This is a genomic window from Planctomycetia bacterium, from assembly GCA_015075745.1.
Taxonomy (GTDB): Bacteria; Planctomycetota; Phycisphaerae; order UBA1845; family UTPLA1; genus UTPLA1.
In genome coordinates, this window is the sequence record JABTTW010000001.1 from 106,471 (window position 1) to 133,324 (window position 26,854).

General features: G+C 58.5%; 20 protein-coding genes. 12 read left to right on the plus strand and 8 right to left on the minus strand.

The genetic code is table 11. From position 1 onward, the window contains the following. Positions 1-32 precede the first annotated feature (32 nt). The 3 genes from HS101_00455 to HS101_00465 form a co-directional block, all read right to left on the minus strand. Positions 33-1,043, minus strand: coding sequence for a haloacid dehalogenase-like hydrolase (locus HS101_00455; GenBank protein MBE7504743.1), 1,011 nt, complete (start codon positions 1,041-1,043; stop codon positions 33-35). A gap of 70 nt (positions 1,044-1,113) precedes the next feature. Next, positions 1,114-2,751, minus strand: coding sequence for an arylsulfatase (locus HS101_00460; protein ID MBE7504744.1), 1,638 nt, complete (start codon positions 2,749-2,751; stop codon positions 1,114-1,116). A 31-nt stretch (positions 2,752-2,782) separates the two neighbouring features. Then, positions 2,783-3,847, minus strand: coding sequence for a formylglycine-generating enzyme family protein (locus HS101_00465; GenBank protein ID MBE7504745.1), 1,065 nt, complete (start codon positions 3,845-3,847; stop codon positions 2,783-2,785). 798 nt (positions 3,848-4,645) lie between these two features. On the opposite strand from HS101_00465, the gene HS101_00470 reads away from it, so the two are divergent. The 12 genes from HS101_00470 to HS101_00525 all read left to right on the plus strand — a co-directional run bounded on the left by HS101_00470 (position 4,646) and on the right by HS101_00525 (position 20,457). Further along, positions 4,646-5,599: a transporter gene (locus HS101_00470; GenBank protein MBE7504746.1), complete on the plus strand. Its 954-nt coding sequence runs from the start codon at positions 4,646-4,648 to the stop codon at positions 5,597-5,599. Positions 5,600-5,645: 46 nt separating this feature from the next. Next, entirely contained in the window at positions 5,646-8,177 is a 2,532-nt protein-coding gene (locus HS101_00475) for an arylsulfatase (GenBank protein ID MBE7504747.1), read from the plus strand. 90 nt (positions 8,178-8,267) lie between these two features. Further along, the gene (locus tag HS101_00480) at positions 8,268-9,551 is read left to right on the plus strand and encodes a DUF3300 domain-containing protein (GenBank protein ID MBE7504748.1); all 1,284 of its coding nucleotides are present in this window, start codon (positions 8,268-8,270) and stop codon (positions 9,549-9,551) included. 37 nt (positions 9,552-9,588) lie between these two features. Then, positions 9,589-10,521: a DUF2950 domain-containing protein gene (locus tag HS101_00485; protein ID MBE7504749.1), complete on the plus strand. Its 933-nt coding sequence runs from the start codon at positions 9,589-9,591 to the stop codon at positions 10,519-10,521. A gap of 280 nt (positions 10,522-10,801) precedes the next feature. Continuing rightward, on the plus strand, positions 10,802-11,404 hold the full coding sequence (locus tag HS101_00490) for a hypothetical protein (protein MBE7504750.1): 603 nt from the start codon (positions 10,802-10,804) through the stop codon (positions 11,402-11,404). A gap of 15 nt (positions 11,405-11,419) precedes the next feature. After that, positions 11,420-12,529, plus strand: coding sequence for a hypothetical protein (locus HS101_00495; GenBank protein ID MBE7504751.1), 1,110 nt, complete (start codon positions 11,420-11,422; stop codon positions 12,527-12,529). Between the two features lie 289 nt (positions 12,530-12,818). Beyond that, a complete protein-coding gene (locus HS101_00500; protein ID MBE7504752.1) occupies positions 12,819-15,338 on the plus strand; it encodes a response regulator in 2,520 nt (839 codons plus the stop codon). A gap of 34 nt (positions 15,339-15,372) precedes the next feature. Continuing rightward, on the plus strand, positions 15,373-15,723 hold the full coding sequence (locus tag HS101_00505) for an Hpt domain-containing protein (protein MBE7504753.1): 351 nt from the start codon (positions 15,373-15,375) through the stop codon (positions 15,721-15,723). Next, positions 15,720-16,916: a SpoIIE family protein phosphatase gene (locus tag HS101_00510; GenBank protein ID MBE7504754.1), complete on the plus strand. Its 1,197-nt coding sequence runs from the start codon at positions 15,720-15,722 to the stop codon at positions 16,914-16,916. The genes HS101_00505 and HS101_00510 overlap by 4 nt, the downstream gene beginning before the upstream one ends. 131 nt (positions 16,917-17,047) lie before the next feature. Next, the gene (locus HS101_00515) at positions 17,048-17,887 is read left to right on the plus strand and encodes a hypothetical protein (GenBank protein MBE7504755.1); all 840 of its coding nucleotides are present in this window, start codon (positions 17,048-17,050) and stop codon (positions 17,885-17,887) included. A gap of 122 nt (positions 17,888-18,009) precedes the next feature. Next, positions 18,010-19,086 (plus strand): DUF4105 domain-containing protein, encoded by a 1,077-nt coding sequence (locus tag HS101_00520; GenBank protein MBE7504756.1) that lies wholly within the window; start codon positions 18,010-18,012, stop codon positions 19,084-19,086. A gap of 135 nt (positions 19,087-19,221) precedes the next feature. Beyond that, positions 19,222-20,457 carry an alpha/beta hydrolase gene (locus tag HS101_00525; GenBank protein ID MBE7504757.1) on the plus strand — a complete coding sequence of 412 codons (1,236 nt, stop codon included), beginning with the start codon at positions 19,222-19,224 and terminating at the stop codon, positions 20,455-20,457. Positions 20,458-20,699: 242 nt separating this feature from the next. Here HS101_00525 and HS101_00530 read toward each other — a convergent pair whose 3' ends face one another. The 5 genes from HS101_00530 to HS101_00550 all read right to left on the minus strand — a co-directional run bounded on the left by HS101_00530 (position 20,700) and on the right by HS101_00550 (position 26,851). Next, positions 20,700-21,065: a hypothetical protein gene (locus HS101_00530; protein MBE7504758.1), complete on the minus strand. Its 366-nt coding sequence runs from the start codon at positions 21,063-21,065 to the stop codon at positions 20,700-20,702. Between the two features lie 90 nt (positions 21,066-21,155). Further along, a complete protein-coding gene (locus HS101_00535) occupies positions 21,156-22,274 on the minus strand; it encodes a 3-oxoacyl-ACP synthase III family protein (GenBank protein MBE7504759.1) in 1,119 nt (372 codons plus the stop codon). Between the two features lie 603 nt (positions 22,275-22,877). Next, positions 22,878-25,613 carry a serine/threonine protein kinase gene (locus tag HS101_00540; GenBank protein ID MBE7504760.1) on the minus strand — a complete coding sequence of 912 codons (2,736 nt, stop codon included), beginning with the start codon at positions 25,611-25,613 and terminating at the stop codon, positions 22,878-22,880. Positions 25,614-25,671: 58 nt separating this feature from the next. Continuing rightward, positions 25,672-26,274 carry a sigma-70 family RNA polymerase sigma factor gene (locus HS101_00545; protein MBE7504761.1) on the minus strand — a complete coding sequence of 201 codons (603 nt, stop codon included), beginning with the start codon at positions 26,272-26,274 and terminating at the stop codon, positions 25,672-25,674. A gap of 148 nt (positions 26,275-26,422) precedes the next feature. Continuing rightward, positions 26,423-26,851 (minus strand): hypothetical protein, encoded by a 429-nt coding sequence (locus HS101_00550; GenBank protein MBE7504762.1) that lies wholly within the window; start codon positions 26,849-26,851, stop codon positions 26,423-26,425. Positions 26,852-26,854: the final 3 nt, after the last annotated feature.

Sequence of the window (26,854 nt, forward strand, 5' to 3'; positions counted from 1 at the left end):
ACTCTCATTCACGCATCAATTTGTTTGATAGATCAAAAAGGGAAAATCCGTTTCCAATCGCGCTTCATGTCCACGACTACCCATCCACGCGAGGCGGCTTCGTCCAATGCCTTGTCCAATGTTCCCACGTGCGACTTGCGATCGTACGCCCATTCACGCTCGGCGTCCGTATGGTGGACGATGAGGCCGAACCGGGGATAAGTATTGCCGTCGCCATGATCCATCGTCGTCCACTGGAGCATTTGCAGGTCCCCGTCCGAGTTGCCGAAGGCCATGAGGGGCCGTCGCCCGATCTGCAAGTTGATGTTGATCGGTTTGCCCGTCTTGTCGTCAATGCTGCCGATTTCGGGCAACTTCACAAGGACCGGCTTGCCGGCGCGGAATTCGAACTTCGTCTTGCCGTTGGAGCCGATGATCTGCTCCGGCGGGATTCCATAGACGCGATCGGCCCAGGGGCGCATGAAATCCACTCCGCCACCGGAAACGATATATGTCTTGAATCCGTTCGCGCGGAGATAGGTCAGTAACTCAAACATGGGTTGGTAGATGCACTCGGTAAACGGCCGGTTGAAGCGCGGATGCTTCGCGGCGGCGGCCCAATCCTTGACCGTGCGCTCGAACTCAGCGACCGTCATGCCGGTATGAGTCGCCGCGACGATTTTGAGGATCGCCGGTTCGCCGCCTGCCAAGGCGCCCTTCACGTCACCCTTGAGCAGTGAGGCGAACGGCTCCTGATCCTTCCATTCCGGATGATGCGGCGCCAGCGCCTTTACGCGGTCCAGTGCGAAAAAGAGTTGGAAATACATCGGCTGCTCGGCCCAGAGCGTGCCGTCGTTGTCGAAGACGGCGATGCGTTCGGGAACCGGGACGAAACCCGACGACCCTTCGCGGGTGACCTTTCCGACAAAGCTCACAATGGCCTGCTTCGTCGGGCCGTCATTCCATAACGGCAAGGGATCCTGAGCGCCTGAAACGGGATTTACGCCTACGAAGATCAGCAGCGACGAAAGAGACAATCTTAGGTAAATCGATCGACGAAGCATAAATGATGTCTCCAGCCGGACGAATCGGCGGGCGGCCCGGGTGGACCGCCCGCCTCGGAGGTCACTTCGGTTATTGGCCTGGGCCTTTGCTTGCCGCTGCCGCCTGGTCCATCCTCTTTGCCATCTCCGCCTTGACGGCGTCCAGATTGAAGCTCGCGCCCCGCTGCATCGGCGGGTACTCGATGAAGGTCTGGATTTCTTTCGCCATCACCTGCTGGACGAACACGAATCGCCAGAATTGGAACTTGAACCAATCGAAGTATTGCTGCGATCCTTCCCTCGTACCGTTGTTGGGCCAGCCCATGCGCTCGAACGGATCGAGCCGCAGGTTGGTGATGTACGGTACGTCCGCATGGGTCTTCTCACCCAGCCAGCCCTGGGGCTGGTCGATGAAGCGAAACTTATAGTCGTCAATTCTCACGGCCCCGACGGTGCTCTCGCCGAGGTAGAAGATTTCATGGCGCGCGGACGGCCCCTTGCCGGTAATCATGTCCATCTGGTTGTAGCCATCCAGATGGTTCCTGTATGTCCGTTCGCCGATCTTCGCGCCCTTGAGCAAGTCGTCGGTTATGGTGGTGTTGCCGGCCGCGGCCAGGAAGGTGGGGAACCAGTCGAGACCGGACATGATGCCGTTTTGCACGGTGTCCGCCGGGACGTGTCCGGGCCAGCGCAGAATGCAGGGGACACGGAAGCCACCCTCCATGACCGTGCCCTTGCACTGCGCGAACGGCGTCGTTCCGCCGTCGGGCCAGGTGAAGAGTTCCGTGCCGTTGTCGGTGGTGAAGACGACGATGGTGTTGTCATCGACGCCCAGGTCCTTGAGCTTCTTCATGACCAGACCGATGTCGTCATCGAGCTGGGCCATGCCGGCTTCCTGTTCCGACCACCCATTTTCGCTGGTGCGCATCTTTTGGTACTTCTCCGACAGGTGCGTGACGATGTGCATGCGGGTCGGATTGAGCCAGCAGAAGAAGGGTTTGTTGTCCGCCTTGGCCCTTTCCATGAATTTGAGCGCAAGATCGCGAATTTCGTCATCGACGGTTTCCATCCGCTTGGGAAAGAGCGCTCCGGCGTCCTCGATCTTCTGCTTGCCGATCTTGCCCCATCGCGGCATCACCTTCGGGTCGTCTACGTCGGTGGCCCAGGAGTGAACCATGTTGCGCGGTCCGACTGTGTCCAGCAGCTCCTGCGGGTAGTTCGGGTGCGCAGGGTCTTCCATGGCGTCGAGGTGGTACAGGTAGCCGAAGAATTCGTCGAAGCCGTGCAACGTCGGCAGGAACTCATTCCGGTCTCCCAGGTGATTCTTGCCGAATTGCCCGGTTGCGTAGCCCTGCGCCTTGAGCGCGGTGGCAATCGTGCATGCCTCGGCGGGCATTCCGGTGGGTGCTCCTGCCTGACCGACGGTGGTCATACCGGTGCGGATCGGCAGTTGGCCCGTGATGAAGTTCGCGCGGCCCGCCGTACAACTCGCCTCGGCGTAGTAGTCGGTAAACAACATGCCTTCCTTGGCCAGCCGGTCCAAGTTTGGCGTTCGCCCTGCCATCATGCCGCGATGGTAGGCGCCGATGTTCCACATGCCGATGTCATCGCCCATGATGAACACGATGTTGGGCTTCGTTTGCTGGGCGTGGACGGCAGATTGTCCGATGGCCGCAATGACCAGCGCGGAGGCAGTCACACGACTGCAACAACCGCGCCAGAATCTCATACCAAATCTTTCCATCGTCAGTCTCCTTTATTTAGTTTTGCTTCTTACTACTTAGCTCTGTTTCAGACTTGTCCGTTTTGACGCACCGAAATCCGACATGCTGCGAGCCCGTGTCCGGCGGCATACCGCGGCGCGCGCTCGGGCGATAGCTCTCGCAATAGCTTGGATGACAAAGAAACGAGCCGCCCTTGATGACGCGCTCGACGCAATGCGGCACTTCGCGCACGGGATCATGCGAGGACTTCGGCCCGGTCGGATTGCAGCAGACGCCGGCCGCCTTCGCGGTTGCGTGCGTGTCGGCGCGGTACAGATCCGCGGTCCAGTTCCATACGTTGCCGCCCATGTCGTACAGGCCATATCCGTTCGGTGGAAACGCCTTCACCGGAGAGGCGCCCGCGAAACCGTCTTCGGCCGTGTTCTTGTGCGGAAACTGGCCATCGAACGTGTTGGCCATGAACTTGCCGGCGGGTCGAAATTCATTGCCCCAGGAATATCGCGTATTAGTCTTTGCCCCGCCGCGCGCCGCATACTCCCATTCGGCCTCGGTCGGCAGACGCTTTTCCGCCCACTTCGCATAGGACGCGGCATCATCCCACGAGACTTGCACGACGGGGCAGCCCTCCTTGCCCTTGATGTCGCTGTTGGGGCCCCGCGGGCGCCGCCAATTCGCGCCGGTCGTCCAAGTCCACCAGCCGGACATGTCGCGCAGATCAACCGCGTGATCCGGCGGCGTGAAGACGAGCGATCCGGGCCGCAGCATTTCATCTGACGGTTTCGGCGTGCCCGGGGGGACCTGCTTCTTGAGTTCCTCCCAATCGACCGGTTTTTCCGCCGTCGTAACGTAGCCGGTCGCTTTCACGAACTCGCGAAACTCAGCGTTGGTGACCGGCGTCGCGTCGATCCAGAAGCCGTCAACGCGGACTTTGTGAGCGGGCCGTTCATTGGGAAGGGAGAATTCGGAGTCTGTGCCCATCGTGAATTCGCCGCCGGGTATCCAGACCATTCCCGGCGGATCGGCGACCTGGGCGATTCCACTCATACATAGAATTGCGCAAACGACCATCGGTACCTGCTTCTCACGAACAACACGCTTCATGACATTCCCTCGAACGTGCTTCCCTGCACGGGTTCCTTCTGATCACGCTCCGCCTTTTCGACCGACTCGGCGATTGATCTTCCCTCCTGGCGCTTCGGCTTCGATTGGGCGGAAGGTTCTGCGCTCGCTCATGCATTGACGTCGGCGAAGTGCATCTCAACCATCACGGCACCGACTCGGCACGTAGTACCTTCAAAGGAGACGTATTCGGCGAGCGCTCGCCGCTGAAAACTCGATCGATGGAACGCCAGGTAAACTCGTCCGCGCCCGTGCGCTTCGAGAGAGTGAGACGATGAGCCGCCCCGCGATCACGTCCAACGATTGACTTTTTCTCAACGGGGTAATCCTCCGGCTTGAAGGCGCCCGCACCCATTGAGTTCGCGGACGAACTCGCGTCGCGGCAGTTGGAATCCAATGCGACTCGTCGCGGTAACGACATGCGCTCACCGACAGTCGCGGACTATATCGCCTGCCTCCGAAGGGCACAACGCTAAGTGGCACGCTGGGCGTCGGCCCCTCGACGCCCTCTCGGGCCGTTCATTGCGGCACTCCCCGGTCGATTGCTCAAGAACGCCTCTCGTTGTAGCATGGCAGCCGAATCGTCCAGCCCAGGAATGCTGTCCATACAAGTCGAAGGAAGCTCCGATGCGGAGAATGTGTTTGGACTTTGCCGCCTCGGGTGTGTTACTCGTTGCGTTTGCCGGCGTGGCAACGACAAGAGCGCGCGCCCATTCCCCCAATTACCGACAGGAAGAAACCCCTACGAAATCTACGCGGCAGGACGATGAACACGGCCCCATGTCGATTTCCGCGAACAGCGACGAACCCGCATCTGACGAAACGGAGCATTCCGCTCTGGGTGTGTCGGATTCCGAAGCACTGGCCAACAAGCTCGCCAACCCGGTCGCCGACCTCATCAGCATCCCCTTGCAAAGCAACTACATCATCGGCGGCGGACGCGATCTGCCGGAGAGGCAAGGCCCGTTGAGGAATCTCCGCCATCTGCCCGGTCCATTCGGGCGACAAGGTGAGAGATTTCTCGAAAGCCGCGCCGGGCGCATAGCATCACGGCTGCTCAGTCTGGGGAAGGGTGATAACCGCGACCAAGCATTCAAGTATCTCCTGAATGTTCAGCCGGTGATTCCGTTCACCCTGAATGAAGATTGGAATCTCATCAGTCGAACGATCCTACCGATCGTCGCTCAAAACGATGTCATCGGGACCACCAGCCAAGGCGGCATGGGTGACATCACGCAGAGTTTGTTCCTTTCACCCAAGAGCACGGAGCCGTTCATCTGGGGGGCGGGACCGGTGTTTCTCATTCCCACAGCCACCGACGATTCGCTCGGTTCGGAGCGCTGGGGGATGGGTCCGACCGGCGTTATCCTCAAGCAGAGCGGCCCCTGGACCGTCGGTGCATTAGCGAATCACATTTGGTCGTTTGCCCGTGACGACGGCCGCAAGGAAGTGAATAACACTTACCTCCAGCCGTTCATCAATTACACATTCAAGACGGCGACGAGTCTGACGTGTAACACGGAATCGACCTACGACTGGATCGACAACCAGTGGACCATTCCGCTTTATGCGGGCGTCGGTCAGATCGTCAAGATCGGCAAGCTCCCGGTCAGCTTGCAACTCGGCAGTCAATACTGGGTCGCCGGGCCGGAGACCGCTCCGGATTGGAGCATAAGATTCCAATTGGCGTTCTTGTTTCCGAAATTGGCGGAGAATTCTCCGCATCATAAATAGTTCCGAATTCCGAACGCAAAACGCACAAACACAAAGGAACACATCAATGCAATCGAATCCACTCGAAAGCATCAACAGAATCACCATTGCGCTCCTCGTAACTGTCATCGTTGCGATGATGACGGCGGCGGCGACGAATGCCCAGGAGACCAGCGGCGTTCCCGGCTCACCAAGCGCCACGACCACGATCAATGGGAAGCAGCTCCCGGCACCCGACCCGAAGTTCGGTGGAGTGATCAAGGGTGAAGCGCTCGAATCGAAACCCTGGTGGCCGCCGCGCGTGGTGCCGCCCAAGGACGCACCCAACGTATTGCTCATCATCACCGATGATTCCGGGTTCGGCGTTCCCAGCACCTTCGGCGGCGTGATCCCGACACCGGCGATGGATCGCGTGGCCAAGATGGGACTGCGCTACAACAATATCCACTCCACTGCCCTTTGCTCGCCGACGCGTGCTGCGCTGATCACCGGCCGCAACCACCACTCGGCCGGCTTCGGCGTGATCTCGGAGCAGTCCACGGGATTCCCCGGTTACAACAGCATCATTCCCACGGAAATGGCCACCATAGGCCGCATCCTGCTGGAAAACGGTTACGCGACCTCGTGGTTCGGAAAGGACCATAACACGCCGGTGTACACCGCCAGCCAGGTCGGGCCGTTTGATCGATGGCCGATCGGCCTGGGGTTCGAGTACTTCTACGGATTCGTCGGCGGCGACTCCAACCAGTGGCAGCCCAATCTGTTTCGCAATACCACGCAGATCTATCCCTTCAAGGGCAAGCCGGGATGGAACCTGGTCACCGGAATGGCCGATGACGCCGTTGAATACCTGAACCGCATCAACCAGACGGCTCCCAGCAAGCCATTCTTCGTTAAGTACGCGCCCGGCGCAACGCACGCACCGCATCATCCGACAAAGGAGTGGACGGACAAGATCAGCGCCATGCACTTGTTCGACAAGGGCTGGAACAAAGTGCGCGAGGAGATTTTCGAGAACCAGAAGCGCCTGGGGGTCATCCCCGCGAACACCGAGCTTGAGCCCTGGCCGACGGACGTGATCAAGAATTGGGACGATTGCACGCCCGACGAGAAAAAGCTCTTCATTCGGCAGGCCGATGTCTTCGCCGCTTTTGTGGCTTACAGCGACCACGAGATCGGCCGAGTGATCCAGACCATCGAGGACATGGGCAAGCTCGACAACACGCTTGTCATCTACATCAACGGCGACAACGGCACCAGCGCCGAAGGAGGCCCGCTCGGCACGCCCAACGAAGTCGCGTTCTTCAACGGGGTCAACATGATGCCCGTCGAAGAGCAGATGAAGTGGTATGACGTGTGGGGTACGGAGGAGACCTACAACCACATGTCGGCGGGCTGGTCGTGGGCCTTTGACACGCCCTTCACGTGGTTCAAGCAGAACGCCTCAAAGCTCGGCGGCATTCGCCAGGGCATGTGCATCTCGTGGCCGGCTCGAATCAAGGATGCCGGCGGTCTGCGCGAGCAATTCTGCCACGTGATCGATATCGTGCCGACGATTCTCGAGGCCAGCGGCATCTCCGCGCCGCAGTACGTGGATGGCATCAAACAGGCGCCGATCGAAGGCACGAGTCTGGCCTACACCTTTGACGCCGCCAACGCCAAAACACCTTCTCGGCACAAGACCCAGTATTTCGAGATGTTTGGTCAGTGGGCGTTGTATCACGAGGGTTGGCTGCTCAGTACCAAAGTCAACCGCGCGCCGTGGGAAGCCTTCGGCCCCGCCAATCCCGATCCGCTCAACAACCAGGTTCTCGAACTCTACGACCTGAACAAGGACTTCAGCCAGTCCCAGAACCTCGCCGAACAGTATCCGGACAAGGTGGAAGAGTTGAAGAAAATGTTCATCGATGAAGCAAGGAAGTATCAAGTCTTCCCGATGGATGCTTCGGTTGCGGCAAGAATCGTCGCCCCCCGGCCGAACATCACGGCCGGCCGCACCGAGTTTGTGTACACCCAGCCGATGGTCGGCCTGCCGCAAGGTGATTCTCCGGTGATTCTCAACAGCTCCTACACCATCACGGCGGACATCGAAGTTCCCGAGGGCGGCGCCGAGGGCATGATCCTGACCTCGGGCGGACGGTTTGCCGGCTACGGCTTCTATCTCCTGAAGGGCAAGCCCGTTTTCCTCTGGAACCTCATCGACTTGAAACGCATCAAGTGGGAAGGCCCCGAGGCGCTGAAGCCCGGGAAACATACGATCGAGTTCGACTTCAAATACGAAGGTCTGGGCGTGGGGACGCTCGCGTTCAACAACATGAGCGGGTTGGGCCGGGGCGGCAGCGGCACCCTCAAAGTGGACGGCAAGACCGTGGCAACCCAGACAATGGATAAGACGTTGCCCATGATTTTACAATGGGATGAGAGTTTCGACATCGGCTCCGACACCCTGACGGGCGTCAACGATGCGGACTATCAACCGCCATTCACATTCACCGGCAAGTTGAACAAGTTGACGGTGAAGGTGGACAGGCCGCAACTGTCGGAGGAGGACATCAAGAAACTCGCGGCCGCTCAGCGGAACAATAAGGTGAGCGAGTAGGCCAATTGGCGATTTTCGGCCAAGAGAATTGTACGACAGATGTACAATCCCGCAGGGCAATCATGACAATGGTGCTCAAGGAATAAACGCATGAACACTCAGATCAGATTCGCGATTGTTTTTTCCATCGCCACGATTCTCGCGCCGCACATGGGATCGGCCCAGGCCCCTTCTTCCGGGGGGAATCAGTCCGCCGCGGCCAAGCTTTCGAGCGCGGACCTGGACAACCTCGTTGCTCCGATCGCGCTTTATCCCGATGCGCTGTTGGCGCACGTCCTGCCGGCGTCGACCGCGCCGCTCGACGTGGTGCAGGCGGCTCGATACCTGAGCCAGCACGGCGGCAAGGTCGACAAGACGCCGGACAACAACTGGAACACCAGCGTCAAAGTGCTGATGCAATTCCCCGACGTGCTGGACAAGTTGAACGCCAACCTCGATTGGACTTCAGCGCTCGGCAATGCGGTCACCTCGCAAATGGACGACGTCATGAAGTCGATTCAACGGGTTCGTGCCCAGGCCCAGGCGGCCGGAAACCTCAATTCGAATGACAAACAGAATGTGGTGGTCCAGGGCGGCGCCATCGAGGTACTCCCTGCCGATCCCACGGTCATCTATGTGCCGACCTACAACCCGAGTACTGTCATCGTTCAACAGGACACGAGCTCGACAGCGGCTTATAGCACCGTCGCCTTCGCCACGGGCGTGGTCATCGGTGCGGCGCTGGCTGATGATCATTGCGACTGGTACGGCGGGGCGATCTATCACGGAGCTTATTACCGCGGCAGATACGCCTACGCCACGCCGTATCACAATTTTGATGACTACTGGCGAGACCGGGTTCATCGGCCGTTGAATCCACGGGGTGTTGCGGACCCCCGAGGACTTTACGATCCAAGGGGCATCGCCGATCCTCGAGGGAGATACGACCCTCGGGGTCCATATGATCCACGCGGCCGATACGATCCGCGCAGTGCGAGGCCAACGCCCTACACATCGCCGGGCTACGGCCGCGCCGGCGCCGGCGGCCAGGCGGGATTTGGCGGCGGCGCAGCGGGGCGCGGGGGATTTGGAGAATTCGGCGGCGGAAGTGAGGGCGGACGCGGATACGGCAGACGCGGATCCGGCGAGTTCGGGTCCGGTGGAAGGGGGCAAAGCGCGTTCGGAGGTCGCCAGGGCGGCTATTCTCAAACCCGATCGTCCAGCGAGCGCGGCCGTCAGAGTCTTTCGCAAGGGCGATCGTCTTCCGGTGGACGCTCATTTGGTTCCGGGAGTGGGCGCCGTGGCGGGTCCAGCATCTTCAGTGAGCGGGGAAGTTCGGGCGGAAGGCGTTCCGGTGGATTTGGTGGAGGTGGCCGACGCGGGGGTCGGCGATAGGCAGTTCAGTCATCCGTAGAAAAAAGAGGAGCTCATCATGTTTCGCAAAACGATCATCGTGCTCGTGATTGCGCCGGCGATCGGCTTTCATGCCGCCGGGCTATCCGCAGCCACGCCCCATGAATCCCAACAGGCGTTTGAGTCGCCGAAGGCCGCCGTTGACGGTCTTCTCAAGGCCTGCAAGGAGAATGACACGCCGTCGCTGATCCGGATATTCGGTCCTCGGCTGGAGAAGGCGCTGGGAACAATCGACGACGCCGAAGAGAAGCAGCATCGTCGCGAATTCTGGGAAGACGCGCAAGCTTATCTGACTCTGATCGAAAAGGGTTCCGATCGCGTCGAGTTGGTCGTGGGCAAGGAGCTTTGGGCATTTCCCATTCCGCTGGTAAAGCAGAGTCGGGGATGGGTGTTTGATACCGAGGAGGGCTTTGAGGAAATGCTCGCCCGCCGGGTCGGCGAGAACGAATTGAACGCCATCGAAGTTTGCCGAACATTTGTGATCGCCCAAGCCGAGTACGCCGCCGTGGACCGCGACGGTGACGAAGTTCTTGAATACGCGCCGCGCTTTGCCAGTACTCCCGGCAAACGGGACGGGCTCTATTGGAAAGTCGATCCGAATTCCGGTGATTCACTCAGCCCCCTGGGCGAGTTTCTGGCCAGGGCGGAAGCGCACACTTCGGATCGCAAACCCGGCGATCCCTACATGGGCTATTACTTCAAGATTCTGTCACGTCAGGGTCCCAACCCTCCGGGCGGAGAGTATGATTACGTCATCAACGGCAACATGATCGCAGGGTATGCCCTCATCGCCTGGCCCGCGGATTACGGCCACTCGGGCGTCATGGCCTTCGTTGTCAACCACCAGGGCAAGGTTTTCGAGAAGGACCTCGGCAAGGAGACGGTGAATCTCGTGCGGGACATGCACGAGTACAACCCGGACAAGAGTTGGAAGCTTGTGGAAAGGCCATAGACGCCCGTCCATTCGCCCTTAAATTGCGAAGGCATGGGGCAATGACGTCGCCAAAATGTCGTGGCTTTCATGTCTGGAGCGTCCTTCCCATGATCATGGACCTCCCGGCGAGCGTCTACTGGATCGATGGCTTTCACGAGGAATTCAACGGGAAGAACGGCTGCGGCGATCCCTGGAGCTCCAACGGCAGACGGTAGGTCGGCGTCATCGTGACACGGACGAATTCATCAACGTGAAACCGACGACGACGACATGCTCATTTTTCTTAGGGACTCAAGTCATGACATCGCATACAAAATGGATTGCGGCCGCGTTTTTGGGAATGATGGTGGCCGGCTGCGGCAATCCCGTGACCGACGCCGTCAAACTCGGGCTGCACGTCGTCGGAAAGGTCGTCGACGATGCCGAGGTGGATAAGCTTGGAGGAGAGCTGTTGGGGCAACCGCCGTCCCAAGCCGACGCCGTTCTTGGAGAAAAGATCGACGTCTACGCCGACGTGGACCACGACCGTGAATGGCGCGTCTACCCTGTGCCGGTCGATGTGCTCAACAATCATAGATACGTGGTGGAGACCACTGCCGACCAAATCGTGCTTGTCGAAAAGGTCGAATTGAACTCCGACAAACTCGATATCCCCCTTGAATTGGTCTACGACGAAAAGCTCAAGGGGAAAACAGCGGCCGAATGCGAGACCGCGCTCAAGATGGGCCCGCCCCTGATCGTACTGCGAAGCAAGTCGACGGGGCAGATGTTTCGGCTTTACGATGCGCGGTTGATCAAAGAGCTCCCCAAACCACATTACTTGGTAGTTCGGTTCGATGGAAGCGACCGGTGCGAAAAGGTCAAGTTTGCCGAGATAGCCGCCTCGGATTCCCAACCATAGGCTGCGAAAGAGAAGATGCGGTTCAGTATCAAGACCACGTTTACGTTTCTCTGTTTCGGACTGCTCTGTCCTGCCGGAAACGCCGCAGCTCAACCCGTTGCGATGCCCGTTACCCAGGTGTCGCCGACGACGACAAGTCAGCCCTTTCGACTCGGTCCACCTCAGAGCGACGGTCCCCTGGTGGTTCAAGCCAGTTTTAAGCTCCACAACATCAACGACATCGACGACGAGGCGCAGACGTTCGAATTCGAGGGCGTTCTCACTCTAAAGTGGCGCGACCCTCGGCAGGCCTTCGATCCGGCCGCGGCGGGAGTGGACGAGAAGATCTATCAGGGCAATTTCCAGTTTAACGAAGTTTCCCCAAGTTGGTTTCCCCAGGAAGTTCTCGTCAACGGTTCGGGCATGTACGAAAAGGACGGCGTTGTGCTTCGGGTGGAGCCGGACGGCACCCAAACTCTGATTCAGACGGTGGACGCTGTTGCGAAGTCGGAGTTCGACATGAGACGATTTCCTTATGATCGGCATCGTCTGGAGGCCGTTTTTGAATTACTGGGTTTGGACGACAGCGAGGTCGTGTTGAAAGCGGAGTCGGAGATTGTCTATCCGTCGGGCGACACCATTCGGGTGCCTCAGTGGATCTTCGGATCCATGGGCATGTCGACTCGGAGCCGTTCCGCCTCCTACGCCGGACGCAGCGGCGTCTCGTCCGCGTTCGTTTTGAGGTTCGATGTGGAAAGGGAGTCCTTTTTTATTGTGCGACTGGTTGTGTTTCCGTTGGCTGTGATCGCCCTGCTTTCCTTCTCAGTGTTCTGGATGGATCGGTCATCACTGGGCGATCGCATCAACGTCTCGTTCATCGGAATATTGACCGGCGTTGCCTACCAGATCGTCATGAGCGACATCCTGCCGCGCATTTCCTATTTCACGTTGATCACCGCTTTTTTGAACATCAGTTTCCTCACCATGTGCGCAACGGTGATAATCAATCTGGTCGTGGGAGCAATGGACCAGAAAGGCAGACACGACGTCGGAGACGGCATTGATCGCCGTTGTCGATGGATTTTTCCCGTCGTTTACTTCGGCCTAAATCTTCTTGCCACCGGGATTGCATTCACCTTTTATTAGGCCGGATAGCGCCGTTTGATCGGATTTCCGAATTGTCTTCGGCTGGTCGCGCCCATTCAATTCCGGTTTGCAGGGAGGAGGCGAAGGACAGCACATGGTTGCGTGTGTGCGCATCATTGCTCTTTCCAGGGCGCAACAATAAACTGAGGCCGCAGGAAACTGCTGTATCATCGGGGCGCAACCGGTTTCAGCGTCCGTCCATCGTATCGTCCTGAGAACGCCGACAGTTCGGCCTGGAGATGCGGCAAGTCGCGATGGTGCGGCGCCGGAAAATCAAAGGCTGCGTCAGATGTCCGTACGTTCCATGTTTTTGTTGATGTTCTGCGTGTTTACGATCCTGCTCGCCGGCGTGGTCTACTTCTCTTACGTTTCGACTAAGAACCAGGAGCATGTGGCAGCAAGCGAGATCCACCGATTGGATTCCTACAAGCTTGCGGACCTGTTGCGTCAAGGTTCCGACGATCTCACGCGGTTCGCCAGATCCTTCGTCGTGACTGCCGACCCCGTGTATGAACGTTTCTTTTACGACGTTTTAGCCATTCGTAACGGAACAAAACCGCGCCCGGAGAATTACGGAGGCGTCTACTGGGACATGACCATTGTGACCGGGGAGAAACCGGCCTCCGACGGCCCGCCCGTGTCACTGCATGAACTGTTGCTGACAGTGGGTCTTTCAGATAACGAATTGGCAAAGCTCGAGGAGTCCAGGGACCGTTCCGACTCACTGGCGCGACTCGAAGAGCGGGCAATGAACGCGGTGCACGGCCGATTCGATGACGGCACGGGAAAATTCACAGTGGTCGGAGAGCCGGACCTTGAGATGGCCCGGAAGATCATGTACGGAGCCGAGTATCACAAGGCCAAGGCCCGGATCATGGAGCCCATTGGCGAATTCATGTCCATGTTGGATGCTCGCACCGCCGTTGAAGTGCAAGCGCTCAGGGAGCAAGGGCGGCTCTATTCGAGATTGACGCTCGGCCTTGCGGCCCTGGCGATGGTGTTCGCCTTAAGTGCATTCTTCGTGATGTATCGGCGCGTCGTGATTCCGGTTCGAAAAATGGTTGCGGTCGCAGAGCAGGTGGAGGCGGGTCAATACGGCAAGCAAGTCGAGCACGCTTCTCCGGACGAACTGGGTGACCTTGCCCTTGCCTTCAACCACATGACCAGCGCTATCGAGCGGGATATTCACGAACGAGCGACACGCGAAGCGGCGCTGGCTGAAGCAAAGCAGGCTGCCGACGCCGCGAGCCAAGCCAAGGGCGACTTCCTGGCGAACATGAGCCACGAAATTCGCACGCCCATGAACGGCATCATCGGCATGACGGAGCTGGCGCTTGACACGGAACTCACGCGGGAACAGCGCGAGTACCTTAGTACGGTCAAATCCTCGGCCGACGCTCTGCTGTCACTGATCAACGACATCCTGGACTTTTCCAAGATCGAGGCGGGACGTCTCGAATTAGATCCGATCGATTTTGAGCTGCGCGACGCGCTGGCGGACATGCTCAACACATTGGCGATGCGCGCCCACAGCAAGGGCGTCGAGCTCGCGTATCACGTCGATTCCGATGTCCACGACGCGCTGGTCGGGGATGTGTACCGCTTGAGACAGATCATCGTGAATCTGGTGGGTAACGCCATCAAGTTCACCGAAAAGGGCGAGATCGTCGTAGGTGTCGAAACCGTGGAGCGCACCGAGAAAGAGATCACGCTGCACTTCTCGATCAAAGACACCGGTATCGGAATCCCCGCCGACAAAGTGGATGCCATTTTCAAGCCCTTCGAGCAGGCGGATGTATCCACGACGAGGAAGTACGGAGGCACCGGTCTCGGCCTGGCTATTTCCGTACAACTCGTCGAGATCATGGGCGGGCGGATCTGGGCCGAAAGCGAGCTTGGCGCAGGATCGACATTTCAGTTCACGGCCGTGTTTGGGCTGGGGACGCCCTCGCCGACTTCGGACGTGAAGCAGCGTCGCGAATTAGTCGACGGTTTGCCGGTGCTGGTGGTAGACGATAACACGACCAATCGGCGCATCCTTGAGGAGATGCTCAAGAACTGGCGCATGAAGCCGCATTGCGTGGACGGAGGCGAAGGCGCTTTGGCCGCGATGGATCGCGCCGCCCATGCGGGCGCTCGCTTTCGATTGATTCTCTCGGACATGCACATGCCGGGAATGGATGGATTCGACCTCTTCGAGCGCACGCGGTCGGCGCCCCAACACAAGGACTTGCCGTTCATTCTGCTGACCAGTGGTTCACGTTCGGGTGATGCAGCCCGGTGCAGGGAAATCGGTATTGCGGCGCATCTGCTGAAGCCGGTCAAACAGTCCATGCTGCTCAACGCAATCGTGACTGCCGTCGCGGGAAATGCGGCGACCGAGGAGCGTGCATCGCCGGCGCCATCGGCCCAATCCGCCGAAACCACAGGTTCGCTTCGCATATTGCTGGCTGAAGATAACGCAGTGAACCAGAAATTCGCCGTTCGCGTGATTCAGAAAGCCGGGCACTCGGTCATCGTGGCCAACAACGGCCGCGAAGCTGTCGATATCTGGCAGAAAGAAAACTTCGACGTCGTTCTGATGGATATTCAGATGCCGGAAATGGACGGGTTCAGCGCAACCGCCGCGATTCGCGATCTTGAAAAGAGCCGTGGTGCGACCGCTCGAACGCCGATCATTGCGATGACCGCTAATGCCATGAAGGGCGACCGCGAGCGATGCCTGGAAGCAGGGATGGATGGATACGTTTCCAAGCCCGTCAAGCGCGAATCCATGTTTGCTGAGATCGATCGGATCCTTGGACGATAGCGGTCCGTGTTCGGCAAGGGAAGGAGGAACAACCGTGAGTGAGATATTCGATCAGCAGTCCCTTCTGGACACCGTGGATGGAGACATCGAGTTTCTGGAAGAGACGGTTGGCATGCTCGACGAAGATGGACCTGCTTTGCTCGCCGAGGTTCAACGCGCCGCCTTGGCGCGGGATGCCGCGGCCCTTGTCGGACCGGCGCACGCACTCAAAAGCATGATGGGTAACTTCTGCGCCGCTCAGGCCCAGGAGGCCGCCCGCATTGTTGAGGCCATGGGGCGAGAAAATCGGCTCGACGACGTCGATGCCGCCGTGCAGGCGCTCCAGCTCGCCGCGGAACAACTGAATGAGGCGCTCAAAGCATTTCTGAAGGCCAACAAGCCATGAAAGTACTGATTGCCGAAGACGAGCGGATCACGAGGCGAAACCTCCAGCGGCAGCTTGAGTCGTGGGGCCACGAAGTGGTCGCTGTCGAGGATGGCGTCGCGGCGTGGGATCAGTTTCAGCAGGGAGAATTCGAAATCGTCGTGACGGATTGGGATATGCCCCGCCTCGATGGGCAGGAACTGATCAAACGCATTCGCGGCAGCGATCGTGTTTCCTACGCTTACCTCATCATGCTTACCGGCCGTTCTGAAAAAACCGATCTTGTGTCGGGCATGGAGGCAGGCGCAGATGACTTTCTGGCCAAGCCATTCGACAAGAATGAGCTGCGCGTTCGCCTGAGCGCCGGCGAGCGGATCATTCGGCTGGAGCGCACCCTGGCATCTCGTAACGAGGAGCTTTCCAATGCCAACGAGCGAATGAAGCGGGATCTGGAAGCCGCCGCCAGGGCGCAGCACGATCTACTTCCCAAGAAGCTTCCCGAATCGCTCAAGGCTAATTTTGCATGGTACTACAAGCCTTGCGACGAACTGGGAGGAGACATCCTGAATGTGCTGCCCCTCGACGAGGACCATGTCGCTTTGTACCTCATTGACGTGAGCGGTCATGGTGTTCCCGCGGCGCTCTTGTCAGTCACCTTGAGCAGAGTTCTGACCACGCGAGATCCCACGGCCTCAATCCTTGTCACGAAGGAGGAAGCGGGAGACGCACTCGTTGTAGCTTCGCCGCAAAGAGTCGCCGGACACCTGAATCGGCAATTCCCCATGGAGAGCAACTCCGGCCATTATTTCACGATGTCGTTCGCCGTTCTCGATACGAAGAAAAAGATGTTCCATTATATCAACGCGGGGCATCCCGAACCAGTGCTGATGCGGCGGGGAGAGGACCCCCGATTGTTGTCCGGTGGTAGTTTTCCGATTGGAATTGTCGCTGCCGCGGAGTATGAAGACGAGACCATTCAACTTGAGCCCGGTGATCGCCTCTGGTTTTATTCCGACGGCATCACCGAGGCAACGAATGATCGAGACGAAATGTTAAATATCGACGGACTGATTAAGATGCTTCGGAATCATCAGACAGGTTCACTGAGCGACGATCTGACTTCCTGCATCGACGAGTTCAGCCGCTGGTGCGGCCGCACGCAGTTCGGCGATGACGTATCAATGCTGGCTCTTGAATTGCCCCCGGCAGATTGAACCGAGTACTATGACAGCCCAGTTGAGCGATCGGAAAACCTGACCGAAGCCCTGCCGAAAACTGATTGAGATTCGAGATGGCCTTGTGGGTCATCCCGTGAGAACCATTCGACTTTGAGGAAACAATGAATATGAAAATACTATATCGTGTGAATGGCCTCTCCGGACGATTCCAAGTTGTCTGTCTGCTCGCGATGATGATGATCGTCGGATGCAGCCAGAACTTCGGAGGAACGCAAGACAACGCCCCGTCATCACATGGCGATGTCTACTATCTCGACGGCGCCGGAGGCGGCGGCGTCATCAGCAACTGGGGCCGCGGCGTCAGGTCCGGACTTGCCAGCGCCGGCTTCAACGGAGATTTCGTCGAGCCACATTGGGAAACCGGCATGGGCGTCTTCGCCGACCAGGTAGCGAGTGATGCTTACAAACGACAGAAGGCCGGTGAAGTGGCTGTAATGATTCGCGACGCCAAAGCGAAGTTTCCCGACGCTCCGATCACGTTGATGGGGCTTTCCGCGGGGACTGCCGTCGCGGTCTTCGCGCTTGAGGCGCTCCCGGTCGACTGCCAGGTCGACACCGTCGTGCTTCTCGGCGCATCGATTGGCAACGACTACGACCTCACTCGGGCCTTGCAGCGAGTCTCCGGCAGATTGTATGTATTCACATCCGAGAACGATGCCGTCCTGAACTTCGCCGTTCCCATGGCCGGCACGGCCGATCGAGAAGCCGGCGATGTACCGTCGGCCGGTCTTGATGGCTTCGTCGTGCCAGACGGGGCATCGATGACGACTCGGCGACTTTACTCTAGGGTTACAAATATCGCATGGCGTACTGAGTTTGAGCGGGACGCAGATTTCGGCGGACACACCGACACGACCCATCCGCAATTTGTCCGCGATCACATCGCTCCTCTGGTTTTACAGGATGGCCCGCAATACATGCATCCCAACTGGCGCGCGGGTCGTTAATGTGTTTTCGAAGCGATTCTCGAAGCCGACGAGCGCGATTGATCAGTATTTGATTGTCAGGGCATCGAGGCTTTTGGGTGCGATTGCAGTTCGGCGCGCCGATCCCTGGAGCAAGTCGCGGCATGTCTGAGTCTGAACTCCACGAATTGCAGACCGTCGAGCCCTCGCCACGTCCCCGGCGACTCAGAAAAGTCGCGCGGATCATTGGGGTCGCGGCGGCGTGTCTTGTTCTTGGCGGGCTGACGGGTTGGATGGGGCTCGCGGTTTATTACACGGACCTGCACGGCGCGCCGCCGCGCACCATGCGGGCCATATTGATTGTGGCAGCTTCGGTGGGTGTATTTCTTTTGACTCGCCTTCGCCGTTTGCGCTTCGCGCTTTTTGCATGCCTGTTCGCGGGCGTGGTGGCATGGTACTTTTCGTTCAGGCCGTCGCCGGAATTGGACTGGGCGACCGACGTTGCCGTATTGCCAACTGTCACGGTGAAAGGCGACCTCGCGCATTTCCAGAACATCCGTCACTTCGATTATCGCACCGATGCGGACTTCACCCCGAGATATTACGACAAGACGTTTGATATTACGAAGCTGCGCAGCATCGATTACATACTCTCCTATTGGGCGGGCCCAGCGATCGCACATGCCTTTGTCAGCTTCGGATTTGAGGACGATCAGTACCTGGCCGTATCAATCGAAACGCGCAAGGAAAAATCGGAGGACTACTCGGCGATACAAGGATTTTTTCGTCAGTACGAGTTGATCTACGTCGTTGCCGACGAACGAGACATCATCCGCGTTCGCACCAACTTTCGCGGAGAAGAAGTTTATCTCTTCCGCCTTCGAACGCCCCTCAAAAAGCTGCGGGCGGTCTTTCTGGACTACATTCGGACCATCGACTCGTTAGCCACGCGGCCGCGATTCTACAACGCGCTGACAGAGAACTGCACAACGAGTATCCTCGCGCACTTTCGCTGCGCTCCGCCTTATCCGCCGGCGAGCATTGACGTGCTGCTTAGCGGGTATTCGGCCCAATACGCTTACGACACGGGCGGGTTGGATACGAGCTTGCCTTTCGATGAGTTAAAGGCGCGCAGTAAAATCAATGGAGTCGCCCATACAGCCGGTCAAGGGCCTGAGTTTTCGAGACTCATTCGGAGCAATCTGCCCATGCCGCCGCCGAGAACGGATTTGCCCGAGTAACCAACGAGCAACGAGGATTCATTTATGACGACAAAAACAAGGCGCAACGCGACGACAGGAGTCAGATGTCACCTTCGGGCCGAGCGATCGATCCCCTGTAAGAATCGGGACAGGTCGCGCCGAATTGTGGGCGCTATGACGATCCTGTTCGTCGGCGGCTGCGGACCGAAGCTGATGCCGACACCCAACATCTACGTCGGCTCGACCAAGGACTGCCTGGATGACGTCCCGGAACCGTTTCGCAGCAACAAGGTGGAGTTGCTGTACGTCACTGACCGAAATCCGGTCAAGGCGGGCGATGGCCGGCTCTCCTACGGAGTCGAGCGGTCGAACTCAATTGGCTACGGTTTCTGCACCGTTTCGATCGGTAAGAATGTTTCATGGCCCGACCTGGTCAGCGACAGTCGAACGTCTTCGCGAAAACGTGACCTGACCCTTTCGTGCGTGGACATCCGCGAGATTGGGCGCTTACCGGATACGCCCGTTCCGCTCGTGCGAATCGACGGCGTTCTGCGGGATGACCCAACGGCGATGCAGGATGTGGCGGCGACGCGCGACGCCTTTTGCGATTGGATTTCGAAGCGTATTGCCTTCTCGCCCGACAAAAAGGAGGCATTTGTTCTCGTTCATGGATTCGCCAATTCGTTTGAAGACGCCGCTTTCGTCATGACAGGGCTATGGCACTTTCTGGGCCGCAAGGGCGTGCCGATCATCTACACCTGGCCGGCGGGCGGCAGCTATGCCTACGATCGTGAATCCGGAGAGTTCACTGTCTTTCATATGAAGCAGTTCCTGCGCGGCCTGGCTTCGTGTCCCAGCATCGAGAAGATTCATATCATCGCTCACAGCAGAGGGACGGACGTTGCCATGACCGCGCTTCGCGAACTCAATATCGAGTGTAAGGCGGCGGGGAAATCCGGAGGGGAGCAATTGAAGCTCGGAAACGTCGTGCTGGCCGCCGCAGACCTTGATCTGCAGGTGGTCCGGCAACGCATCTCCGCGGAACGGCTCCCATTAATGCCACAGAATATGACGGTGTATTCGTCAGTCACCGATCGCGCGATCGGTGCGGCCGATTGGTTGTTCGGCAGCCGTCGTCGCCTGGGCGACCTTCGCGCCTCAGACCTTACTCCACAAGAAAGGAAGAGCCTCTCCCACGCCATAAAGTTGCAATTGATTCAGGCATGCACGACCAACAATTTAATCGGACACGACTATTTTCACTCCAATCCGGCGGTCAGCTCCGATCTGATTCTCCTATTGCGCGACAACCGGCCGCCGGGCAAGGAGCATGGGCGCCCGCTGGAAAACATGTTCGAGGATTTCTGGGAGATTCACGATGGATATCCTTTATCAATGACGGCCAAATGAGTGTGAACGATCGCTCGTTCGCGACCGGCCCACGCTCTTACGCATGCTTCAATAGCATGCCGGTTTGAATGTCGCGATAGGATTCGAAATCGAGATTTGTACAATGGTTCAGGGAGGGTCATCCACCATTCACTGAGTTAGAAGCCACAAGTGGGCTTGCAAGCAGTACTAACCGATGTCGGCGCTGATGACCCGCAAGGTCTCGCCGGCCGGAAGATTTCTCGTGCATTGATCCGCCCGGTCTACGCACGGACGATCAGTGCGACGCTCTTATGACTTGGTTGATTGGAAACGACGAGCGTCGAGCATTGGATCTGGTTTGCATACCACAGAAGAACCTCGTTGATCTGATGCCATCGGCGCGGCGACATCTCGATCGCCGTGAAGTCGAAAGCGATGGACTTGGGAAGCAATCCCTTTCCAAGCACATCCAGCCGTTTCAAGAAGGCTCGAACGTCGCGGCGGGAGACCGAGGACTGAAGCGGCCTGACGTAGAGATGCCCGGCCTCGGAGAGAGAAAAGTACCAGGTATCGAGAAACTGCCTGATTTCAGTAAGCGAGGCACGCAGCGTGTCCGTGCGAAGCCAGGTATCAATCCGTTTCATCATGGCTACGGCATCTTGATCTAGGTAGATCGAACCAGGTGAACTCCGACGACGATGGATTCCGCAGCCAGGCGCCCCGGCTATCCGATCGCCCTACGACTGCAAGGCGAATCCTGCCGTCATCCACTTGCTCGACTCGACTGCGTGCACGATGACGAGCTGGCCGGGCAGAATCTCGCCGGTGCGCACCATCTGGTCCAGATGAACGAGTGTCGCTGCGCCGCCGACATAGCCGACTCGGGAACATCGAAACTGAATCTGGTCCTTGCTGATCCCGAGACGATCCAAAAACGCGGGAATATGCTCTTCATAGAGCTTTCGAGAAGGGATAGAAACGACATAGTGGTCGACTTTGTGTGGCGCTATCCCGAGCTTTTTCGTGAACCTCTCGAGTCCGCCTAGCAGCAGGGGTGCGGCCGAATGACTGACGGCGTTGAAATCCTGCCACAAATGATGTTTGCCGGCAGCGTAGAGCTCAGGAATCTGACAGGTGGTTTCGATCAAATCCGCTGCCGCGCCGCCGGCTGTCATGCCGGGCGGGCGACTGCCGCCGACCGACTCAACGAAGGTATCGATCAACAGCGGCGCCCCTCGTCTATTTTCGTCGGACGTGAGTACAACGGCCCCGGCCCCGTCGGCGAGTATCCAGCGGAGCGCGGCATTCACTTTGTTGACTTGCGATTGGTTGAAATAGCAGCTCCGCAGGTAGACCGAGGAAAGTTGAGCGTAGCAGACGAGCGCCGTCTTGTAGCGCCCTCTGGCGATCGCGTCAAAGGCGATCTGTACGCCTTTGCCGGTTCCGGAGCAGTTGGAGTGTATTTCCATCTCAGCACATGCATCGATGCCCAATCGCTCCTGCAGCAATGCACTGGTTGGCGGTGTGCTTTGGTCATAGGAGGGACAGGACATGACGATCAAATCGACTTCCTGCGGTCTGATGTCGGCCATCGCGAGCGCATTTCGGCACGCAACCTCGGCCATGCTTGCGAAGGTGTGCGTCAGCTTTCCGGTCTCCGGATCGACGGCGAAATGACGCGCGTTAATGCCGCTGCGTTCCAGCATCCGAGGACCCATGGCCTCGACGAAAGATCGCACCTTCGGCGGCGCGCCATCCAGTCGGCCGAGAACGTCTTCCAGGCGATCATTGGTTACTGGGCTGCCCGGCAGGAAGCTTCCGGTGCCGGCGAGGTGGACTGGTTGCGGTGGGTGCATGATTGACTCCGAGTTTATTTTGAATGTTTCATCACGCGTCACGTCCGAACCACGTGTTGTGAACTTCCATGAGGACCATGGGTGTCAAGAAAAAGGGAGGGAGAGACGCCCATTGTCGAGTTGACCACGGGACGCCTCCACCTCCTTAGGGGGGGCGACAAAGGGGAGAGTTCCTTTAAGCGTGTCGCCCACACCGCTCCCACCATCTTCTCAGTAGGCTGTTCGGTGAGTCAGCCGGGCGATTGGGTGGCCCAAGTTTCGGTGGAGTTGCAATTAGACGCCGGGCGTCGGGAAATTGGGCAGGAAGTCCTGAATCTGCTCCAGAAAATTACAACCCGCGGCCTGAAACGCCACGAATCCACCAGTTGCCATCAGCCACTTCTTCACACGTGAAAACTTCATAAACAAACTCCTTGAATTCCGCCGGCTCAGCCCGTCTTCCGCGACGCCGGGAACCAATCCCGACCTTGGTTTGCATCATTTCGCGGCATCCAGATTCACCGGGGCCGGAAGTAAACGCGACGGGGACTCATCTGATCCGCAAGAGAATTTCAGGAATTCCTGGCGGAGGCGGCGGCTGTTTATCGGAACCGATAGACGAGGCTAGACCTGAAGGGTGGGCTGTCGGTCCATGCGGGGAGGCCGAAGTGATTCGAGGACGCTCCAGGCGCACAGGCTCAGTACGCAGAGGATCGCAAGGAATCCGTATCCAGCGTACCAGGCGCCAAGCTGCGCGGTCAGCGGAAAGTTGGTCAGCAAGCAAAGGACGAAGAGGGCGATGATCAGGCTGAGGAGCCCCCATCGAACAACAAGATAAAGAGCGGTTGAAACGCATCCGACGGAGATCAAAAGCCACGCCGTAAACGGGTTCGATCCTGCGAGGGAATACATTGCCGAACAGATCAGCCAGGTCACGACAAGCGCGGCGCGGCGGTATGGGCCTGCGATGCGGGTTGCAAGCACGAGCAGGAACAAGACAACGAGGCTCTGGTAGATACTGTCTCGAATCGCGCTCAAGATGCCGGCCAACGCGAAACGGCTTCCAAACAAGTGGATGAACGTTCTGGCGGGAAATCGGCCGGACGATTCGGCGTTCCAACCCATCCAGCCAGGCAGTCGCTGTTCGAGATAGATCATCGCGGCCCAGAAGCATCCAAAGAGGCAGCCGATCAGAACATCGCGGCCGACGAAGGGATCGCGGATCTTGCCCAACAGGACCCGACTCCAGCAGCCAAGCGTCCTTGGCCAGAGTCTCCGCACTTGAGACTCGATTGCCAGGTAGAAGACGGAGACGATGAGCCCTTCGCAAAGCGCACTGATTGCGCCCGACGCCAAGGAATCGATCAACTCGTCGAAAGTGCTTACCTCAGGCATCGAAAGCTGGCTACCCACGAACCTCATGATCAGCACAAAGAGACCGAGCTTCGCTGCGCCAACGAAGTCTCCGCGATCGCGCGCCCCCTTCCATGCTCCCGGAATACCGACTGCAAGCAGGATCAGTAGAACGAGATTCCGCGTGGTACGCACAAATGTGTATCGTGACTCCGCGATGGATATCGGCGCGACCTCGCCTTGCTTTTCGGGTTCTTTCAGAATCGCAAACGATGAGACCCTGTCTCGCGTGCCGTCAATCTCGATTCTGGCGACGACGCTGGATTCGCCACAGGCTCGCCGCGCGCTAAAGGCCTTGTGAACTCCCCCGGCATAGTCCGCCCTGAGGATCGACGGTACCGAAACCAACGATTTTGGATCAAATCCTCCCAGCGCGCACAACCCCTCAAGTGTGAGCGGCGGCGTATCCGTCGGCGGGGCCTCACCGAGCGCCGCCTTGGATTGCATGAGAAGCGGCCTGCCCTGCCCGTCCAGAATGACCGTGGACACACCGCCCGTCTGCGATTCAAACCTGGCCGAGCTTGCGCCGAGCATGATAAAGGCAAGCGGGGCGCTGACGAGCGTGCGCAATCCCTCCTCGTCCCTGCGGTAGTAAAACAGCATTTGATCGGAGTCTTGCGCAGCCAGGCCGACTCGCGCGCCCAGGATAGACTGCACCGAGCCCACTATTTTGTCATCGGATGCGAGATAAATCCTTCTTTCTGAAATGCCACGAATCGAACCGCGGCCCGATTGGACAATGAGCTGCTCGCAGCGTTCTGTCAGCGCATCGGGAGACTTCGTGCCGCCATATGAGCTCAAAGGAGAATTCTCCAATCCGAGCAGCACCGCACTGACCAAAAGCGCGACCGTGGCCACCGCGACTTTCAAAATCGACGGGCGATCGGTGGGGCCGGTTGCGGCTGACTCCGCCAGCATCTCTCGAGTGGGAATCTGCCCGGCGGCGAGCGCTGCCGCCAATATGTCGCCTCCGGGTAGCGCCGCCGCGACAACCAGCGCGGAGGCTGGCCGCTCAGCGGGGTCCTTGCGCAGGCAGGCCATGATAACGGCTTCGACTTTCGGATCTATTTCGGGAACGATGGAAGAGGGCGCTACGGGCATGACGGACCGATGGAGCTGCGCGTACTCAACGACGTTTGCGGCATCAAATGCGCGCTGGCCGGTAAACATTTCGTAAAACACCAGGCCCAGTGAATAGATGTCACTTCGCTCGGTCACGGAGATTCCGGCGATCTGTTCCGGCGCCATGTATCGAGGCGTACCCGCGCAGATTTCACCGGACTGGACGTGTCCGATCATCGCCGCCAGCCCAAAATCGGTAATTCGGACGCGGCCCTCGTCGTCAATCATGATGTTCGCCGGCTTCAGGTCGCGATGGAGAACGCCGTGGATGTGCGCTGCCGCCAGGCCGGCACACGCCTGACGTGCAATGTCGATGGCCCTGTCTCCCGTCAGGCGGCCTACTCGTCGCAGGAGCGAGGCGAGATCCTCTCCGTCAACAAATTCCATGGAGATGAACGCCGAGCCATTTTCCTCGCCGAGATCGTGAACGCGACAGATATTCGGATGGCTGATCTCGCGAGAGAGATTCACCTCTCGTTCCACGCGCTGCCGCCATGCCGGGTCAATGACATGCAGCCGCGGGAGAAACTTCAAGGCCACCGGCTGGTGCAGCCGCACGTCTTCCGCCCGATAGACGCGCCCCATCGCGCCCTCGCCGAGCAGGGAGACAATCTTAAAACGACCGGCGACCATTGCACCGGTTTCAAACGTGGGCAATTCCGTGAGTCTCTGGGATTGGACCCTTACATTAACGCGGGCGCCGACTTCCCGCAGTTCTTCGATCGGAACATTGGGTTGCTTTCCCGGGATGACCGGCATGTGAAACGCCAGAAGGCGCTCGACCTCGCCGCGCAGACGATCGTCTCCGCGGCAAATCTCGGACACCCATTTCAATCTCTCACCGACTTGCAGCTCGCAAGCCTGGAGAAAAATTTCCTTGGCTCTACGATGTCGTTCCGCCGCCTCTTTCATTCATGGAACTCAATTGGGCACGAAGCCAGGCCTTGGCATGTGTCCAGTCGCCTTCAACCGTTCGTTTGGAGACCCCCAGGACTGAACAGATTTCCTCCATCGAGAGGCCCGCGAACAATCGCAATTCGACCACCTTCGCCTGCCGCTCATCCAGCTTGGCAAGAGTCTGGAGCGCATCGCGAAAATCGACGATATCGGTATCAAGAATCGCCAATTCGGAGACGACATGATCGAAGGCAACGCGGCGCCAATCCTTCCCGCCGCGCTTGGCCCGCTTTCTGGCGCGTGCGTGGTCGATCAGAATCCGTCGCATCGCTTCGGCAGAAACGGCGAAGAAGTGAGTCTTGCCCTGCCAATCTACTCGGGCCTGATCTACCAGACGAATAAACGCCTCGTGCACCAGGGCGGTCGGATCGAGGGTGTGCCCCTTCCTTTCGTGCCTCAGATAGTTGGCTGCCAAGCTGCGAAGCTCGGCGTAAACCAGCGGCAGAAGCTGTGCCGCGATGAGCGACGGGTCTCTGGTACCCGACGCGATCAGGATTTCCGTCGCTGGTGAGGACTTGTCTTGTGTCATGAATCCGCGGCAGGGCGACCAGTTATTGCCAATTCGCGGATTATCCGGTCACGCCGTCCGGAACACAAGCATACAGGGCGCAGCGTGGGCAGTCGCGAGTTGCTTCGGCAACGTCAGCAAAGGGCTGCCCATCGCGATGGTGCCGGCATCACTCGATGACCACGGAGATGCCGTTCAGCTTGACTGGCGGATGCTTTGAAGGCCTGGTGACCGACGATTGACGGCTCGGGCTGCTGAACTTGAAGGTTTGATTTTCCCGGCGACTCTTGCATTGCACAATGCGGCACTTCGTCTGGGTGGCCTTTGCAAAATTCTGGAACATTCGAACGACAATCTCCAAGTCGTCCGGGTGGGCTTCCACGCGATCGAAGTGGAAGACGACGACCCTGAATAAGTCGTTCTTGAATAGTCGCTGAGTCCGCTTCAGGATGGTGCAGAACTGCCGGAGACACAGTGCATGTCCTTGAGCTTGAATCCAAAGACAACCATTGTCCCATCCGGCCACATACCATCTTTCAATCAGCCTTTGTGCAATCTCGATTTCATGACCCCGACGATTATCAAATCTGCTGATCATGGC

Coding starts and splice junctions, on each gene's coding strand:
- HS101_00480 (MBE7504748.1), top strand. CDS start 8,268: ATGAACACTCAGATCAGATTCGCGATTGTTTTTTCCATCGCCACGATT.
- HS101_00465 (MBE7504745.1), bottom strand. CDS start 3,847: ATGAAGCGTGTTGTTCGTGAGAAGCAGGTACCGATGGTCGTTTGCGCA.
- HS101_00525 (MBE7504757.1), top strand. CDS start 19,222: ATGACGATCCTGTTCGTCGGCGGCTGCGGACCGAAGCTGATGCCGACA.
- HS101_00495 (MBE7504751.1), top strand. CDS start 11,420: ATGCGGTTCAGTATCAAGACCACGTTTACGTTTCTCTGTTTCGGACTG.
- HS101_00500 (MBE7504752.1), top strand. CDS start 12,819: ATGTCCGTACGTTCCATGTTTTTGTTGATGTTCTGCGTGTTTACGATC.
- HS101_00455 (MBE7504743.1), bottom strand. CDS start 1,043: ATGCTTCGTCGATCGATTTACCTAAGATTGTCTCTTTCGTCGCTGCTG.
- HS101_00535 (MBE7504759.1), bottom strand. CDS start 22,274: ATGCACCCACCGCAACCAGTCCACCTCGCCGGCACCGGAAGCTTCCTG.
- HS101_00490 (MBE7504750.1), top strand. CDS start 10,802: ATGACATCGCATACAAAATGGATTGCGGCCGCGTTTTTGGGAATGATG.
- HS101_00470 (MBE7504746.1), top strand. CDS start 4,646: ATGTCGATTTCCGCGAACAGCGACGAACCCGCATCTGACGAAACGGAG.
- HS101_00515 (MBE7504755.1), top strand. CDS start 17,048: ATGAAAATACTATATCGTGTGAATGGCCTCTCCGGACGATTCCAAGTT.
- HS101_00530 (MBE7504758.1), bottom strand. CDS start 21,065: ATGATGAAACGGATTGATACCTGGCTTCGCACGGACACGCTGCGTGCC.
- HS101_00475 (MBE7504747.1), top strand. CDS start 5,646: ATGCAATCGAATCCACTCGAAAGCATCAACAGAATCACCATTGCGCTC.
- HS101_00460 (MBE7504744.1), bottom strand. CDS start 2,751: ATGAGATTCTGGCGCGGTTGTTGCAGTCGTGTGACTGCCTCCGCGCTG.
- HS101_00550 (MBE7504762.1), bottom strand. CDS start 26,851: ATGATCAGCAGATTTGATAATCGTCGGGGTCATGAAATCGAGATTGCA.
- HS101_00510 (MBE7504754.1), top strand. CDS start 15,720: ATGAAAGTACTGATTGCCGAAGACGAGCGGATCACGAGGCGAAACCTC.
- HS101_00485 (MBE7504749.1), top strand. CDS start 9,589: ATGTTTCGCAAAACGATCATCGTGCTCGTGATTGCGCCGGCGATCGGC.
- HS101_00545 (MBE7504761.1), bottom strand. CDS start 26,274: ATGACACAAGACAAGTCCTCACCAGCGACGGAAATCCTGATCGCGTCG.
- HS101_00520 (MBE7504756.1), top strand. CDS start 18,010: ATGTCTGAGTCTGAACTCCACGAATTGCAGACCGTCGAGCCCTCGCCA.